Origin of the sequence: Ectobacillus funiculus (assembly GCF_004138295.1) — a bacterium.
Classification (GTDB): Bacteria; Bacillota; Bacilli; order Bacillales; family Bacillaceae_G; genus Ectobacillus; species Ectobacillus funiculus.
The window spans coordinates 69,524-87,556 of sequence record NZ_SCFM01000013.1; the positions used below are offsets into that span (position 1 = coordinate 69,524).

8 protein-coding genes are annotated in these 18,033 nt (G+C 35.1%); all 8 read left to right on the plus strand.

The features are described 5' to 3' along the window. The first annotated feature begins 118 nt into the window (after positions 1-118). Positions 119-3,361 (plus strand): SNF2-related protein, encoded by a 3,243-nt coding sequence (locus EP737_RS10535; RefSeq protein ID WP_165350751.1) that lies wholly within the window; start codon positions 119-121, stop codon positions 3,359-3,361. Beyond that, on the plus strand, positions 3,354-5,942 hold the full coding sequence (dpdF, locus tag EP737_RS10540; RefSeq protein ID WP_129727936.1) for a protein DpdF: 2,589 nt from the start codon (positions 3,354-3,356) through the stop codon (positions 5,940-5,942). The genes EP737_RS10535 and dpdF overlap by 8 nt, the downstream gene beginning before the upstream one ends. 77 nt (positions 5,943-6,019) lie before the next feature. Then, a complete protein-coding gene (locus tag EP737_RS10545; protein ID WP_129727937.1) occupies positions 6,020-6,835 on the plus strand; it encodes a hypothetical protein in 816 nt (271 codons plus the stop codon). A gap of 6 nt (positions 6,836-6,841) precedes the next feature. After that, entirely contained in the window at positions 6,842-10,072 is a 3,231-nt protein-coding gene (locus tag EP737_RS10550; RefSeq protein WP_129727938.1) for a hypothetical protein, read from the plus strand. After that, positions 10,059-10,715, plus strand: coding sequence for a hypothetical protein (locus EP737_RS10555; protein WP_129727939.1), 657 nt, complete (start codon positions 10,059-10,061; stop codon positions 10,713-10,715). The genes EP737_RS10550 and EP737_RS10555 overlap by 14 nt, the downstream gene beginning before the upstream one ends. Positions 10,716-10,729: 14 nt before the next feature. Then, positions 10,730-15,196: a protein DpdJ gene (dpdJ, locus tag EP737_RS10560; RefSeq protein WP_129727940.1), complete on the plus strand. Its 4,467-nt coding sequence runs from the start codon at positions 10,730-10,732 to the stop codon at positions 15,194-15,196. Then, on the plus strand, positions 15,189-15,695 hold the full coding sequence (gene dpdK, locus EP737_RS10565) for a phospholipase D-like domain-containing protein DpdK (protein WP_129727941.1): 507 nt from the start codon (positions 15,189-15,191) through the stop codon (positions 15,693-15,695). Before dpdJ ends, dpdK begins: the two co-directional genes overlap by 8 nt. After that, positions 15,692-17,935 carry a protein DpdD gene (gene dpdD, locus EP737_RS10570; RefSeq protein ID WP_129727942.1) on the plus strand — a complete coding sequence of 748 codons (2,244 nt, stop codon included), beginning with the start codon at positions 15,692-15,694 and terminating at the stop codon, positions 17,933-17,935. Before dpdK ends, dpdD begins: the two co-directional genes overlap by 4 nt. Positions 17,936-18,033: the final 98 nt, after the last annotated feature.

An 18,033-nucleotide genomic window follows, 5' to 3' on the forward strand; every position in this document is an offset into this window, starting at 1 on the left:
TAAATGATGTCAGAAATTGTAATAAGGTGCTGATCAGATAATGGAAAAATACCACCTAGGTATGTATGTCAGATGTAATATAGATAAAGAATACCCAGATATACCCAGAAGGTTTGCGATGGGTCAGATTGATCAGGTTTATTCTCAAAGTGAAGAAATTATGGTTAATTTTTATAGTTTGGATAAGCAGTTTGATTACTTTTCACTTTACAAAGTTCCTAAGCGAGAACTGTTTCATATTACTCAGGTAGAGCGTATTAAAATTCTTCCTAAGACAAAAGTTAAAGTGAAAATTTATAATTATGAAGGGCAAGTTGTTGACTTTTCCCATGAAGACAACAAAGGAGAATACTGGTATCATATTGAGTTAACTGTTGGTAAAGAGAAGACAGTTAGTGTGTTTTCAGAATCACAACTTACGGTTTCTTTTAATCGGGCAGATGTTAATCCTAAGAAACAACTTTTAAATTATGAGCTAAATAATCCAACATGGTACTTAAAGCGTGAAGTTGTAACTAATTCCTTACATACGTTAAAGAATGCAACATTTGGATTTGATACATTAGTTGGTTCTCGTGTTTATTTATTAAAACACCAAGTAGATACGATTATTCGAGCAATCTCTGAGAGACCATGCCGCTTTATGTTAGCTGATGAAGTAGGACTTGGAAAAACTATTGAAGCGATTGTTATTATGAAAGGCCTACAAAAACGATCAGGAGATATGCGGATTCTGATTGTTACACCAGAATCATTACTATATCAATGGAAAAACGAGTTATCCTATAAATTCTGGACGGATTTTCAAGTGCATAACGAAGAATCGATTAGTAACAATAATCCATTTGTGCTATTCCCGCTAGAAAAGGTAAATACATTGGTTGGTGATAGTATTATGGAAGCCAATTGGGATTTAGTCATCATTGATGAGACTCACCGCTTGCTGTTCTTAGATGATGACTACAAGAAGATTCTTCGGGTAAGCCAACGAGTTGAAAACCTTTTGCTATTAAGCGCGACTCCTATTCAATCTCGTCCAAACGAATTCTTAAAATTGGTTCGTTTACTAGAACCTACTAAATATTTAGAGATGTCTGAGGACCATTTTGATGAATTGTTGGAAAAGCAATCTTACATTCGTCGTAGAGTTTATAAAATGATGCAAAATCTTCCTGAATATATTGAAGAGGAACATGCGGAAGACTACATTGATAATTTTGAGAAGATTTCTAGAAAATTGAAAGACGATAATTTTGATGGAATAATCGACAATATTGATCCTAATTCAGACGATCAAGGATTAGACCAAGTAAAATTTGCTCTTGCCTATTTGGCAGAAAATTATCAAATTGAACGAAAGGTTATCCGTCATCGGCGTAAAGAATTAGAACAACGACAGCAGTTACCGAAACGATTAAAAGAAGTAATGTATTATCAAATGCAAGGCTCAGATATGCTTTATTATGAGTCTGAGGTAAACGATACACTTATGACCTATTTAGACTTTATTAATAGAGAAGGGTATGAAAGTGGTCTAACGGGGGCTTATCATCGCTTATTCCTCTCAAGTATGTATAGTTCACCTTGGGCTCTTGAGTCTATGATTTTAAAACGACTTGATGTCTTAAAAAAACGTGGCCTAACTGATAAACATGAACATTTTAAAGCATTAATAAACCTTCCTACTTCTGAGAATGAGGAGACCTTTCTAAATGATTTATTAGAAATGAATAAAAGGTGGAAGAAGGCTGCAGAATCAGAGTTTGAAAATATGGAGGCCCTCTACAACGACCCGGATTTAATTAATGGAAGGTTAATGCACGCTTTAGATTATATAATCGAAAACACGAAAAATGAAAAGGTCGTTATCTTTTCCCAATGGAAAGAAACGATTGTTCAATTTGAGAGCTTACTTGTTTCTCGCTTCGGTGAAGACACTGTAAGAAGTTTCTATTATGGTAAAAGTGATGAGGAACTACAGCAGGCAGTAGATGATTTCCAAAGTAATTCTTCATGTCGCTTCATGGTTTGTGATCCACTTGGTGGGGAAGGTCGCAACTTTCAAATGGCTGATTTTTTAGTACACCTTGACTTACCATGGTCTCCTACGGACTTAGAACAAAGAATTGGGCGTCTTGATCGTTTAAATCGTGAAAAAGATGTTCTATCTGTAGTGTTCTGTTCGGAAGAAACAGTTGAAGAAGATTTATATCGATTATGGGACGAAGGATTACATGTATTTAATGAGTCCTTAAGTGGTATTGAAATCGCTTTATATGAAATTCAAAACTTAATTTCAGATGCAATTACTACCAATCTACAAACTGGTCTAAGAAACAAATTAGAGGAAATTAATTTGAGTCTTCACAAGATGCGAGAAAAAGTTGAAGAAGAACGTTTCTTCGATGTTGCAAGACAACTAGATCAATCTGTAGAACAACAATTGTTACATTTGATAGATAAGTTTGATGAAAATGATGGCGGGGTCTTAGCTTCAACAATGATGGCGTGGGCTTCCATGTGTGGTTTACATGGAATAACTGTTGAGCAAGGTACAGCCATTATGTATTCCAGAAAATCATTGAACTTTAAGTCAATGAATAATTCTCAATATTTTGTACCAGATTTGGAAGAGGCGCGCAAAAGATCTTTAAGATCAAATGAATTACGTGGGACATTTATTCGAAAAAATGCCATTACACGCGAAGATTTAATGTTCTTTGCCCCTGGAGATTTATTATTTGATTCGATTGTTAATAATGCTTATGAACTTTCAGCAGGACGTTCGACAGCACTTGAAATTAGGATAGATGGTGTTGATTGGGAAGGAATTGTTTTTACGTGGTCGATTTCATTGAACCCAAGACCACTTATTGAAATGGGAGAATCATTGGATCATCTTTATCATGCTCAAGGTTACCTTCCACTTCAACATTTTAAGACAATTGAAAAAGTTAACGGAGATGATATTGATGAAAGGAAAATCTCATCTTTACTCTCTAGAGATCTTCCTGGCAAATATTTAAGACATTTAGGCAAGAGAAGTGGAGGATCATCTAAGCAATTCATAGAAGAATATCCTAGAGATATTTGGGAAAATATAATTGAAATTAGTTATGAAAATAGTAGAGGTAAAGTAAAAGAGTTTTTCCAATCTGAAGTTCAAGTGGACCAAGCACGCGAAGATTTTAAGCGAAAAATAAATTCATTAAAAGCCTCAAACCTTTATTATGGACACAACGATGATGAACAAATTAACTATTTATCGTCCATATTTGATGCTGTACAAAAGGGAATTGAAAACCCAGTTTTCCGACTAGAATCTATAGCATTTATAAGGTTGGTGAATGTGAGTGGATAAAGTGTATGACTTAACTCAGAAGGTCTTACTTGAAGAAATAGATGTAGTAGATGGAATTGAAACACTAAACGATCTCTTAAAAGAGGTTAACATTAGATTTCGCTCTAAATCGAGTTGTGTAAAACGTTTATTTCGTTGTGTCAAAGGCATTAAAGCCTATCCTATTCAATCATCTATTTTAGACCTAGCAGGGCATTTACGCCAGTTTATCCTGATGTTTCAATCGAAGGTTCGTGTTTCTGAAAACTTACGTGAGCAATTAATGAGCATTAGTGAAGAGGCCGGTTTGTATGTTAGGTTAAACGGAGAAGTAGATATCCATTCAGACTTTCCTGTTAAAATTCCTCACCTTTTGAAAATGCAGGAGATTTATCAGTTACCTGAAAGAAGAATGGTGACCCCACCAATTGGAGATGGAATCCTGTATAATATGGCAAAGTTTCCGAATTACCGCTCTGCAGCTCAAAAGATCATGGTCAAGTCATGTATGGACATGGAAGAGGGAGAAACGTTGCTCTCTTGTTTACCAACAGGCGGGGGGAAAAGTTTGGTTTTCTTACTACCATCCTTCTTTGAAACAGAAGGTGGTTCACTTTTAGGATCAATAAGAGAAACAGTAGGAACTACTATTGTAGTTGTTCCTACTGTTTCTCTAGCAATCGATCAAAAAATGTCTGCAAGGAAATTATTTAAAAATGCACTTGAAGAAAAATATCAACCACAAGCTTATTACGGTGACTTAGCATCTGAGGAAAAGAAAATTATTTTTGAAGGATTACAAGATGGTTCGCTTCCAATCCTTTTTACTTCTCCAGAGTCAATTGTAAATGGAGCATTAGCTAAAGCGTTAATAAATGCCGCTCACAAGGGAAATATTACGAGATTTGTAATAGATGAGGCTCATATTGTCCTAGATTGGGGTAGCAACTTTAGAACTGATTTTCAATTATTGACTGTTTTTCAAAAGAAATTGATCAAAGCAACAAAAGGAAAGTTAAAAACAATCTTATTATCCGCTACTCTATCGGATGCAGCTACTAGCTTGTTAAAACAACTATTTTGTCATAATGACAGATATACTGAAATACGTGGCGATGAACTCCGTCTTGAACCAACCTATTTTATTGATGAAAGTGAATCAGTAGATGAACGATTTAACAAAATAACAAAGATGTTACCATTTATGCCACGGCCGATTATCATTTATGTGTCAAAGAAGGAAGACACAAAAATGTGGAGAGAAAAGTTAGTTGAAAAGGGCTATCAGAGTGTAGCTGTTTTTAATGGAGATACGGTTGATTCTGAAAGAGAGCGTATTATTCGTGAATGGAATAATGATGAACTTGATATCATTGTTGCTACGTCAGCATTTGGAATGGGAGTGGATAAAGGCGATATTCGAACCGTGATCCACTGTTGTCTTCCTGAAAGTGTGAATCGTTTTTATCAAGAAGTTGGAAGAGGTGGACGAGACGGATTTGCTTCTATTAGTCTATTAAGTTATGTATATGATAAGGACGTAGCTGTTCAGGATAATTTAACATCGAAAGCTGTTTTAACAACTGAAATGGTATGGAAACGTTGGGAAGCGATGTATGTACGGAGAGAGTCTACTGCCGTTGCGGATGAATTTTGGCTTCATATGAATTCCCAACATGATGGATTAACCGGTCCTTCTGGGAAAAGTAATGGAGCTTGGAATGAAGCAGTTTGTTTGATGCTTGCTAGACATGGTGTCATTGAAATTGTTGATACTTTGCTTGAAAGTGGAGAAATCACTAGAAAATTACTTGTAAAAATCGTAAACTTTTCAGTTGTAAATGATGAGGAGAGGTTAAAGACTACACTCGAACCAGATCGGGAAAAGGAAAGAGAAAGAGTAAACAAAGATCAACGTCAAATGAGAAAACTTGTTAGAAAAAGTAATGTTGAGTGCTTCTCTGAGTTTTTTGTTGATATGTATCCATATGCAGTAGTAGCATGCGGGGGGTGTCCAGCTTGCTTTGAAACTAGAAATGACATTTCGTACTACCCTCCCAAATTACGAATCCCAGATAGTCATCACGACGTTCCAGTAAAAGCAGATTTTACTGGAAGTCTAGAAACTCAGTCAGCTGGATTTCAAGAACTGATATTAAAAACGAATCAAAACGAATGGAACCAGGTTAGTCTTTTAGAGCTGGTTGAACAGTTGATCCTTAGTAACATTTCTACAATTGTACTACCTGAAGGACAAAGGATCAATTTAATAGATTTGGTGAAGGAATCCCCTTCAGGATTTGGTTCTGCTAATTATACATTCTTAACGAGTAAGGAGTTAACGAACTATCCAATAGAATTTTTAAAGGTCCCAATAGCCATTTTTTATCAAGAGGATGAGCAGTTAAATGATCAACTCTACCAATGGTCAAGAAGATTCTTGGAAATACATCCGTTTGGAAAAATCGTTCATGTAACAATCCCAGATATTTATATACTGTCAGAAGGGAAAACTCTAGACAGTTTAATTGATTATATGACAATTGAACTAACTGATTTCCTTGAAAGACAAGGTGATATGTTTACACTCGAAATGTTTTAAATAATTGTCTTTAGTTTTTTCTTAATAAAGTTCACTTAAGGGTATTATAAGTTGTTGAAAATGGGAGGTTGATCTAAATGCCATTTGATAATAGTTTGAAAAATATACAAACTCCAGGCAGAGTTCACGCACTGTGTAAGCTTTTATTACTAGAATCTTACAGTCAAGAGAAATTGATGGAGTTGCTCCAACCCGACTCAGACAAAACACAAGCAAAAGATGTTTTTAAGTTAGCACGAAATGGCGGATTGGTAAGTTTAGATGAGAATAAAAAAGTACATCTACAAGTTCCAAAAAGTGAAGTGCTTGACAGTAAAAGATTTGCACATTATGTAGCCGGATTAGCATTTGAAAATAAAGATTTTATCTTTGGGCGATTTAGTGCATGGGTCATGACTAGGGGAGAAAAAGTCCTTACTGAGACAAGAGATGAACTTGCTGAACGTTTTTTTAATGAGGTATCCAGGAAGTACACATCATCACAAGAATTTAACTCAACTAATATTATAGGTTGGATGACATGGGCGAATTACTTTGGTATGGGTCATACGTTAAACAGTAAGTTTGTTGTTAATCCTGCTAATAGAATTCGAAATGAACTAGAGTTTGATCAAGAATTACCTAGAGGAGAATTTATCCGTGTCCAGGAATTTATGGACTGGATTGTGAAAAGATGTCCAGAATTAGACGGCGGAACAGTAAATCTTGAATTTAATGACCAGTTTAGTAACCAACAACTCTCGTTTGCGTTTTCACTAGCACTTAGAACATTACATGACTTACAGATCATTATTTTACAGAATACGAGAGACGTAAAAAATATATGGTATTTGCATGAGGTGCAGACTCATGAAATTCCAAATCAAGTAACCGATATTATGGTGAAAGGTTGATAGATGATGCATATAACACAATATAAAAGGAAACTATCAGATGTTTTTCAAATAAATGCTATAACTGTTGAAAAAGATTATTTCATGTTAACGCATAAGCCTTTTAAAAATATAAAGCTAATTAGTAATAGTTTATTTTTAAACGGTGAAAAAAGTCTTCACGAAAATGATCTCTATGACATAATTCTTGCCAATCGAGATGATCACCAATTTCATGTTGTAAAGGGGGACAACGGATCAGGTAAATCCCATCTTATCCGCTGGATTAAAGAACATTATGAACAAGAGGTCCAGGATGAAGCAGTAATCTTTATTTCGAGAATGCAAAGTACATTGAAAGGTGCCATTCAACAGATTATAAATGCTGAGGTTATTCGTAATCATGAGACATCGGATAGACTAAAGAAACTAATAGAAGCAAATGAGCATTTAGATAACAAACATTTAAAGAATCTTATCCTTGCGCACTTCATGGTAGCCGTTCGAGAGGATAACGACAAACAAGAAGTAAAGCTACGTCAAAGTAAACGAAATAGCCTGTATGACTTCCTGGCTAGCCAAGAAACACAAGAATTGTTACTAAGAGCGAACGGTCCGATTGATCGAATTCAAAAGAAGTTAGCACCAGGAGTTAATAATGAGGTAATGAATGACGTAAATCCTCATTTTGTTCCAGAAGATTTTCGGATTACTTCGAAACGAGCAGGAGAATTGAAGCTAACTGATTTAAGTAAAAAAGCATTAAATTTTATTGCTGAGATACAAGATGCTTCCGATGCAGAAGAGCAACAAGAGGTAGAAGAGTTTCGAGAGCAGATTGCCAAGTATTTAAATCAATTCCTTGATAAAGTTGTTCAAGAATGTCTTAGCCTACGTGGAACAGACTTAACAGACATTTTCTTATTGCTGCGTCAAGAACTAAAAAAGGAAGGAAAAAACTTAACTCTCTTCATTGAAGATATTACATCCTTTACAGGGGTTGACAAAGATTTAGTTGAAGTATTAATTAGTGATGATAAAGAGGATTCCACGCTTTGTAGATTAATATCCATTGTAGGAATTACAAATGGTTATTATAATACATCCCTACCAGGTAGTATTACGGATCGTATCACAAGTCATATTGAAATCGATAATGTCGTTATTCAAAATGAGGATGAAGCAGCAGAACTTGCAGCACGATATATCAATGCAGTTTATGTAGAAGATGATCAAATTCAACAATGGAAGAGTAGCGGATATCGCTTAGATGAGTTTCCTGTCGCAACAGTATTTAAACATCATGAATGGGCGAATTGTAAGATTGAAAATAATTTTGAATTATCTATTTTTCCATTTACAAAAGCTGCCCTTTGGAATTTTTACAAGAATTTAGATACACAAACACCGCGAAACTTCCTTCAAATCGTATTATTACAATATATCCAAAAATACACTATTGATGGGCCAAGCGGCAATTTCCCACCACCAATACATAAGGTAATTACTGATTTCAAAAGGGTACCAAACTGGAGGAATTCAAGTACAGACCGTGTGTTGAAAAATAAAGTTCCAGCTCACTTAAAAGAGCAATATGAGACACTGTTCCGTATTTGGGGAAATGGAACAATGGAAGAGCAAATCTTTAACGGAAAAAATATAGTTGGCGGGTTAGAGGATGATATATTTCTAGCATTCGGTCTAGAACCTGTTTCGGGAATTAAGAGTAGTTCAACTACATCTGAGGCTCAGACAGGTAGAACTTCAGGTGATACATCTTCAGTTACACAAGGACCTACCGCTAGAGGTAAAAAACCTGAGGAACACGGAGGTACTATCAAACCGAAACCAGTTGTATCAACAAAAGGAAGTCTACCACCTGTAGATCCAACTGTAAATCCAAAACCACCTGTAATTGATGAATCACTCCTAAACCCTGAACTAGAAGAGGCGTTAGGGGAAATAGAGAAATGGTCAAAAGGAAGTCCATTGTCTAATACCTGGATGATTTCCGATTTATTGGACATTATTCGTGATTATATCCACTGGGACCTAGAAGGAATTTCAACGCTTATTGTGAAAGACTTTTTAACAAATAATTACGTATTAATCGAAGGTCAATCAAAAAGTGTAAAGGTTAAGGAAGAGAATGCACTTGTATTTAAACGTAGTGATAATCTTCGATATGCATTAGAAGCACTTGCCTCCTATAAATATGAAGGCAAGAAAAGTTGGGACTTTGATAATTCTTACATGGCGCTTTTATCCTTGCACACATGGATAGAAATGGTAAAGGGGGATGTTATTTACTTCTTGAAAAAACCTTATGATTACGATAGTGATCATTGGCAAATGAAAGAGTACTTGGTTTCAGCTGAATTTTATACAACAGCCTTGTTAAATGGGTTTATAGGAGCGGAAGAATTGGCTGAAGATATTTATCTTCAATTAGTCAAAAACAAAGAAAGTGATAAAACGAAGCAACATAGTCAATACTGGTCTGCGATTACAAATTATTTACACAAAGGTCAGACTGAGTTGTTTAGACATTATTTTAACGTCGTTCAAGGAGGAGTTAAAACTTTAAGTCGAGCATCGTTTACTCTTTTCTATGACGCATATGAAATCATTACAATGATTAACAAACTAAAATCAGTTGATTTTAAAATACAAGTAGATAACATTCCAAGTGGTCGAACTAATAGTTGGTACATTTCTGCTAATATTTCAAAAGCGATCAGTGAACGTGTGACTACGACTATTGAAGAAGAAGTGAAGCAGTCAAGGGCCTTTGTTGAAGCTTTAAGAGAAATTATTGGTAACGAAGTGTCTAATGAAATCATTATCAAGACGGTTGAAGAAATGAAAGGTTTTCTTGATTATTTAAAGGAAATAATGGAACCATTTCAACATGATACGTATGAAATCTTGTATAAGGATGTTTTTGATTATCGGGAAATTGCTGATAAGATCAAGGTTCTTCAGACTCTTTCAGAAACAGATTCCATGGTAGAGCAACTTATAATGATGTCAAACAATCCTTTACTCCAAGTTCAACCATTCTATGTTCTCTTAGACAAGTTTAGTAAGCTTGTGGATGAGAAAGATAGGTTGTTATCGCCCAAAATTGAAGGATTACAGGAGGAGATATCTTCGTATTCGAAAAATGAGATATCGGCTATGCAACATGAATTGATGACCATTAAAGAGGACATTACAAATTTGGATGAAAGGAGTGCTCAGTATGTTGTTAAATAAAATTTCAAAAGTCCGTAAGACAGTTGGAGAATATAAGCAACTTGATCAAAAACTCCTGGAAGTAAAAAGAGTTAACTCCTTTTTTCAATTTACTAAAGACGAATTGAATAAATGTAAAACCATCCTTAGAAGTTATTCTGCACTTCATGCGATGGATGAGGATGCTTTCCCTAAAAGGAATATGTCGTTTGTGATTAGGCAGTTAGAAGCATTAAGTAAGGATAGTTTGGAGAATTACAATAGGGATGAGGTCTTAGCCTTCTCTCGACCACTAAAAAAACTGGATGCAGACTTAAAAATAGGTTGGATGCACTATGTCCGTAATAAAAATAACGACATCATCGGATTACTAGACCAGATGCAAAGCATTGTAAACAATCCAAATGAAATAAAGCAATTAATTGTGGACTTGAAACAGTTTGAGAGTAAGTGGCCTGTTACTTCAACTACTGTAAATCGATACCATGATCAACTTGCAAATGCGAAAAAAGTCATTTCAGACATGCAAGCAAGTAAAGGTATCCAAGAATTTATCGGAAAAGTCGCGACTAATCATGCAACATTAGACGATTTAACAGAAGAAGTAATCTTGTGGCTCCGTAAACAGCAATTAATGAACAAACTAGTAATAAAATTCAAGTAAGGAGAAATTCCAGAATGAAGAAGCGAACTGATTTTGATATTCTTGCTGAAGAAATCTTAACGCAGATTGAAATGAAGGAAAATCAGTTACTTGAATGGGGATTTATTGGAGGTGGAATTGACGCAGAAGAGGAAATACGTTCTCTTCTGCGTCATCCATCTACTTCTTTTTTAGAAGACCTAATAAAAAAACTTGAAGTGACTGAAGATGATACAATTGCAATTCTAAATAATCTACTTGATCGAAAATTGTTATTCCGTTTAAAAGCAAATAATAAGCCATTGTATCGCTCACGATTTGCAGAGACAATTCGAATGTTATATTTATTAAAGCAACGTTTTTCATTTGATGATTGGCAATCAGGTAAAAACTTAGTAAGTAATATAAAGCCAATGTTGTCTTATCGAAGTTATCCTCGTCGTGATATTCCTTTACATGTTATTAATGAGAAATTAGATGGAATGATTGGAATCTCTTCAGTTCATAGAAAAGTAATATCTACCTTGCTTAGAGATGGAAAATTTCAACTTTCCCAATTCCAAATGGACTCTTTATCACGAATTCTTACTTCATCTAGAAGTAAATTTGATTCTGGTACTGTTGTTGGGGCTGGTACTGGATCGGGGAAAACAAAATCTTTTTACATACCTGCCTTTGCAGCACTTATAGATACGATTACAAAGGATCCATCAAAATGGACAAAAATTATTGGTCTATACCCACGTGTCGAGCTTTTAAAGGATCAATTCCGTGAGGCTATTTCAGAAATCCTAACCTTGAATCCTCTTTGTGCTAGCTTAGGGATTCGTCCACTTACGATTGGAGGACTCTTTGGTGACACTCCTAAAATAGCTAGTGATGTTCAATATCACAAAGACCGTAAGTGGAAGAAAGTAGAGGGTGGTTACGAATCACCATTTTTTACTTGTCCAGATCCAGAATGTTCCCAAACTATGGTTTGGAGAGAAGAGGATGTTATAAATAATATTGAACGCTTAAATTGTTCAAACGAAAAATGTGGCACTGTTATTGGAGAGGAAAACATTGTCCTTACAAGAGATAGAATGAATGAAACTGCACCAGATATCATTTTTACAACAACAGAAATGATTAATAAAAAGTTACCCAATTCTAAAGAAAATGGTCTATTCGGAATCTATGCAAATCGCCCACCGATGTTTGTATTATTAGATGAAGTCCATGTGTATGAAGGTATTACAGGTGCACACGTTGCTTATCTTCTAAGAAGAATGAAACACCTGATAAAGCAGAAACATCCAAATCGTGGTATTCAATTTATTGGTCTATCTGCAACCTTGTCTAATCCTAGTTCATTTTTCTCGCAACTTACTGGGATAGAAGAAAAATATATTGAATACATCACACCACTTGAAAAGGATTTAGTATCTGAGGGTATTGAGTATAATCTGGTTGTACGTGGAGACCCTTTCTCAGCAGCTTCTTTATTATCAACATCTGTTCAAACTGCCATGCTATTAGGCCGAATGTTAGATCCGATTGATAAAAATCTTTCTTTAGGAGCCTATGGCTCTAAGTTGTTTGGATTTACAGATAAACTAGATGTTATTAACAGATGGTTTCACATTGAAATAGATGCAGAGAGAGAAAAGACGTTAAGTAAGTATCGTGATGCTAGTGAAGTTAAAAGAAAAAATCCTTCGAAGTTAGCGGAACAATATAAAGCAGGACAAATATGGCTTGCACCTACTGAAATTGATGAGCGAACATTGAAAACACCTATGGAAGTTGATCTTACCTCTTCTCAATATAAAGGAGTTAGTGAAAAGGCCAAACTTGTTATTGCAACTAGTACATTAGAGGTTGGTTATAATGATCCAAAAGTAGGTGGAGTTATCCAGCATAAAGCACCACGTAATTTAGCCTCTTTCTTACAAAGAAAAGGGCGTGCTGGACGTGTAAGAGGAATGAGACCTTGGATGGTTGTTATATCATCTGCCTACGGACGAGATCGGTTTGTGTATGACTTCCCAGAACTATATTTTCAGCCTAACTTAAATGAAATGTATTTACCAATCCAAAATTCAAATGTATTACGTATACAGATGGTATTTACATTTATGGAATGGTTAATGGATCGATTCTATAAACAATCAAAGCGTCTTAATGTACGATATAAATTAAGTGCTTTAGGTCAAAATGGTAATGACTATAATAGTAACCTTATTTTATCTCTAGTACGAGATGTACTTGAAGGAAATGATCAGGATTTAATGGGGTATTGGCAAAAATCGCTTCAAGTTGATGAAGATACACTCAAGCGTATTGCGTGGAGTGAGCCACGATCGTTCTTTTTTGATGTCTTACCTACTTTATATGCACAGTTAAAGGAGAATTTTTCGTTTATTCCAAAAGAGAATCAAACAAATGATCCTTTTGTAGGTTATATTCCAAGAACATTATTCTCATCACTTGATATATCAGAATTGGCAATTCATGTTCCTAACTCAGATAAAGTTATCCATCAACCACTCGTCCAAGGAATGATGGAGTTTGCACCAGGGAATGTTTCAAAGCGGTATGTAAAAGCTTATCGAATTAATGAAGCTCATTGGTTGCCAGTCAATGAAGAGGATATGGTTGACGTTAATTCCAAAGTCATGAATTCTCGCCAAGTTGAAACAGTTCAACTAAATGCACAGTTAATTCATGTCTTTGAGCCAGTTTCTATTACGTTAACAACTATTCCTTTTGACATTTCAGACCGATCAACAGGAAAGTATATTTGGAATTTAGATATTAAACCAATTCAACATACATCCGAGAACAAAGTTGAATTTCCAGTTCAAAGTTCATTGAACACGCTTTTTGAACAAATTGAGTATTTCACTAGTGATGAACACAACTCCGTTAAAATGACAAGGTATGCTCTCTATGGAGAGGGAGTTAAAAAAACTAGTAAAGGACAGGAGATACCTTTTGTATCTAAATTTAGTAACAAAGGTAATCCATGTGCAATTGGATTTCAGCGTTATGTTGATGCGATTCGCTTTGATGTTCAACCTATGGACATGCAACAATTATTGGATTCATCTTTGTCTGAACAAATTATCTCAGTTTCCAAACCTGCATTCTACAATTATTTGTTAATGAACGATCAAGAAATCTCTGGAAGATTAAACGTGTTTTTACGCGAATGGATGGCACAAATTGTTTTATCAGCTGTCACAGCTATCAGTATTAGCCAAGACGTTTCACTCAAAGAGGCGATTGCACGATATAAGCAAGATCTCGTTGCGATTTCAAAACGAACTCTTGAAGCTATCTTTCATTCTACGATTGTTACAGATGATGAGAACGCTTCAAACGATCCAAAAGTCAAGAGAAATCTACAAGCTATTATCGAGGACGAATCATTCATGAATTCTTTACTTGTCCACTTAGAAACACTTGAAGGTGACTTACGGAAAAATGAACAATTTCTTCAATGGATGAGTTTAACTGTTGTTGATTCTATTGCCGCTACAATTAAAGTAGCATTAGAAGAAATGCTCCCTGACGTGAATACAGAGGATACAAATGTAGATGTAATAGGTAACAGTGTCTGGATTTCGGAGACAGAATCGGGTGGCTTAGGGATTATTACAAAAATTGTTTCATCATTAAAGCATAGTCCTTCTTTATTTGAGGAGTTAGTGTCTAGTAATATTAATCACTGTCAAAGAAATACTATAACAACGTCACTGAAATCAGTCTTACAACATATTGAAGAGGATAAGATGTCAACATTGATAGCAAATATTCGTCAAGAGCAGAGGGTAGAAAAGCAACAAAATTATTTAAGAGAACTTCAAGCTGTTCTTGACCAATTAGGTATCCCTCCTAAACGAGATTTGATTATGAGTTTGTCAAACAAGCTCTTTAGAAGTAATCGTTCAGTCAAAACAGACAAGTTCATGAAAGAAATACATGAGTTTTGGGAGCAAGAAGAAGAAAGATTACAATTTCAAATTACTCCAAATGTTTTTTCTGTGGCAAGCTTACGCCGAGAAGAAATAAAAGAGAAATTAAATGCAGTAATGAAAGATGTCAATCTGAACTTCTCAACCAATACACAAGCATTTCTATTTATGGAGTCGTTTCTATTACATGATTGTCACGATTCTTGTCCAGAGTGCTTAAATTTATATAGTCTATTTCAATCGTTTTTAAAACCGTCTAGGCTATTATTACAGGCAATATTTAAGCCAACCCATGAAATTCATCAGTATCCAAGTCCGGACTTTTATAAAAAAGCTACAAGATCGCTTGAATCTGCGAAACGTCTAAGAGTTGTTGTGCCTACATCGGAAAAGGCTACATTTCAAGGTGAACTGTTCCGTCTTTTCCATACGCCAATTGAATTCAAGTTCCAATTATATTATCCGTTTTTAGAAAGAGTCACAAATAATGGAGACAGTTGGTATTATGATGTGAGCATTCGGGAGGTTTCGTATGTCTAGTAGAATTATTCGTTCATTTGGGGGAAGTCATGCACTAAGAGATTACTTAGTATCACTATTTGTTGCGGAGGCAATGAATCCGAGTAAAGAGTTGTATTTGATTTCACCATTTTTAAGTAATTCACCACTTATTGAAAATAAACATAACCAATATACAGATGTATTTCCATTGATCAAGTCTAAAACGATCTATCTCTCAGATATTCTTACAACGTTTGCTTGGAAAGGAATGTCTGTACGAATCATCTGTGACAATGAACGGGAAGAAACAAAACCGTTAATTCATGCCCTTCGTGATCACATTGAGTTTCGAAAACTAGAACAAAATCATGATAAAGGGCTTGTTACAAACAATGTATATGTTCATGGTTCAATGAACTTTACGTATAGTGGTATTTATTTGAACAAAGAGAGTTTAAGGACGACGAGCGTTGGTTCAGACATTAATGAAGCCCTAATAGCATTTCGGCAACGTTGGGAGGAAGCAGAAGACATATGAATACTTCATTACTTAAGTTCCTTCAAGACTTACTAAAATTGAACGGCCCTAGGTACAGAGTAACCGAGATAAATAATCAGTTATTTGTTGATCATTCTGGCTTCCAACAAATGATTGATAGATTTGCAAAAGGGGAAACATCCATACTACCATTCCAAAGTAAGAATGATATCTACTGGATGTGCCTGCAAAGTGATAAGCAATCATTAACTATTGATTACGCTTCATTGAAAAAATTTATCCTTCCTTATTGCGTAGGTGTATCAGATCCAAAAAAATTTTTTAAAGACACGTCCGAGTTTGGGAGATTAGGTAGTGAACTATTTGTTAATGGGTATTATGTGTTCAAGTCTGACCTAGACAAAGAGGAAAAGGTTTGGGATTCCTTGAACCTCTGGCTTTCTGTCCTGAAACGAAAACCATCGATTCGTTGGGAAGAATCTGTCATCAATGCGTACACATTACGAAGTAAGTTCCGAAGTTATTTAGAAATGATGGAGTGGGGCCCAGCAGAAAGAACGTTAGATGTCATCCGTGAAGGGCACTACGTATCGGATGAAAATTATTTGTTTCTTTATGTTGAACTTTTAGTTGCACAAAAGAAATGGAAAGAAATTTGGTACTGGACAGAGTTTGATGCTCTTTCCGGTTTACATCGAATCCCAAAGGATGTAAAAATAGCACTTTTATCCGCCTTTTACTTTGTAATATTAGCTGAATCTGATGTATCTGGAGAGTTCCAAACCAGTTATGAAAAATTTAAAACAAATCGTTTCCGACTTAGTTCACTTCTAGATACTCATCTAGGAATACAAGAAGAACATATATTCAGAGTATTTGCATATGAATCTCTAGTTGAAAATAATTATGAAAAACTTTCATTTATAAAAGGTCAGGCTGTTGATGAAACAACACAAGAACTAATAAGTTACCTAGAGTCGAAGTTCATGTGGAAGGAAGATCCTGTTATACCGGCTCCGCCGGAAAAACAAGCAGCCGATTTCCTTCAGAATGGTCTATTAGATGATGCATATCTATTAATTAGGGAGTGTAGCAACTCAAAAGAAAAAGTAAGAATTATGAGTGCTATTGGTTTCTTTACTGGATCCAATGAAATTCAAAGAGATGCTTATGAATTGTTACTTGCATTATCAGAGAGTGAGCAAAGTGAGTTAACAGCAGATATACAAGCTAATGCTTATCTGACATTTATTAAGATGGCTAATGAAGGTACCCGTAATGAACCTAAGGAAGTTCAGGAAAAAATTGAGTACACCTGGAATCATTGGTTTCAACAAATCGTGGAAATAGATGAGAACTCTTTAGATCCATTATTTGAGCTTTTATATGCTCAAGACAAACTCCCGACTTTTATTTGGTCACCATCGATGATAAGTGAATTAGGAAACTTAATCATTGAAATTGCCATAACGTCATTTACTCACAAAAAAACGCTTGTCCTTGGTGAAGGAATTACAACATATCTCTCTGAACTTATTAGAGATGAGCAATTTCCACGAACAATGGGTACAGAATTATATAGTTACTCGGTCGAGGTACTATTACTACATTGTAAAAAAAATGAAATCAACACTAATTACTTAAACAGGTTACTTGAAGGCTTACTATTAATAGATGTACAACAAGTTTCAAAGTATTGGGATTGGGCAAGACAATGGTATGATATGACACCAATGAAGGTAATGCTTCCTAACCTTTTATTTACGCTTGAATTATTTTATGATTATGGACAAACTCTTGATGATTTAAAAGAAATTTGGAATCAATGGACGTCTACCCTTTTATCGGGTCTTTCAACGCTAACGGATATTGAAATAAGAGACTGGTTACGAATCGGTGAGGCTCTTAGTGGAGAAGAATATCTTATTAATTCTGTAAAAGAATTTGTAACGGAGAATGAGGATGAGGAAGACCCTCTTTCACTTGTTCCAGAAACCACAATTGTTATCTTCTCACTACGGGAAAGTTCAGCTCGTCGAGCTGTTGAGCAAATAACAAGTCGGAACCAAAATTTAAAGGTTATAGTAAACGCAGATACTAGCTTAACAAAACAAGCAAAAAGCCTAGCTAGTAATTCAGATGTTGTCGTATTGGTTACGACAGCTATGAAACATGCATTGTTTTACGGAATCACACCATATCTAAAGGATCCACCTCTATATCCGAAGTCTTCTGGTACATCCAGTATTATTGCAGAACTTGAGCAACATTTTGCTTAGATTCCATTTTAAAATTGGTAAACACTTGTTTCAAAATTTATAAAATTATAATGAAGTATAAAACCTTATTGTAAATAAGAGAGGACTACAAAACCATA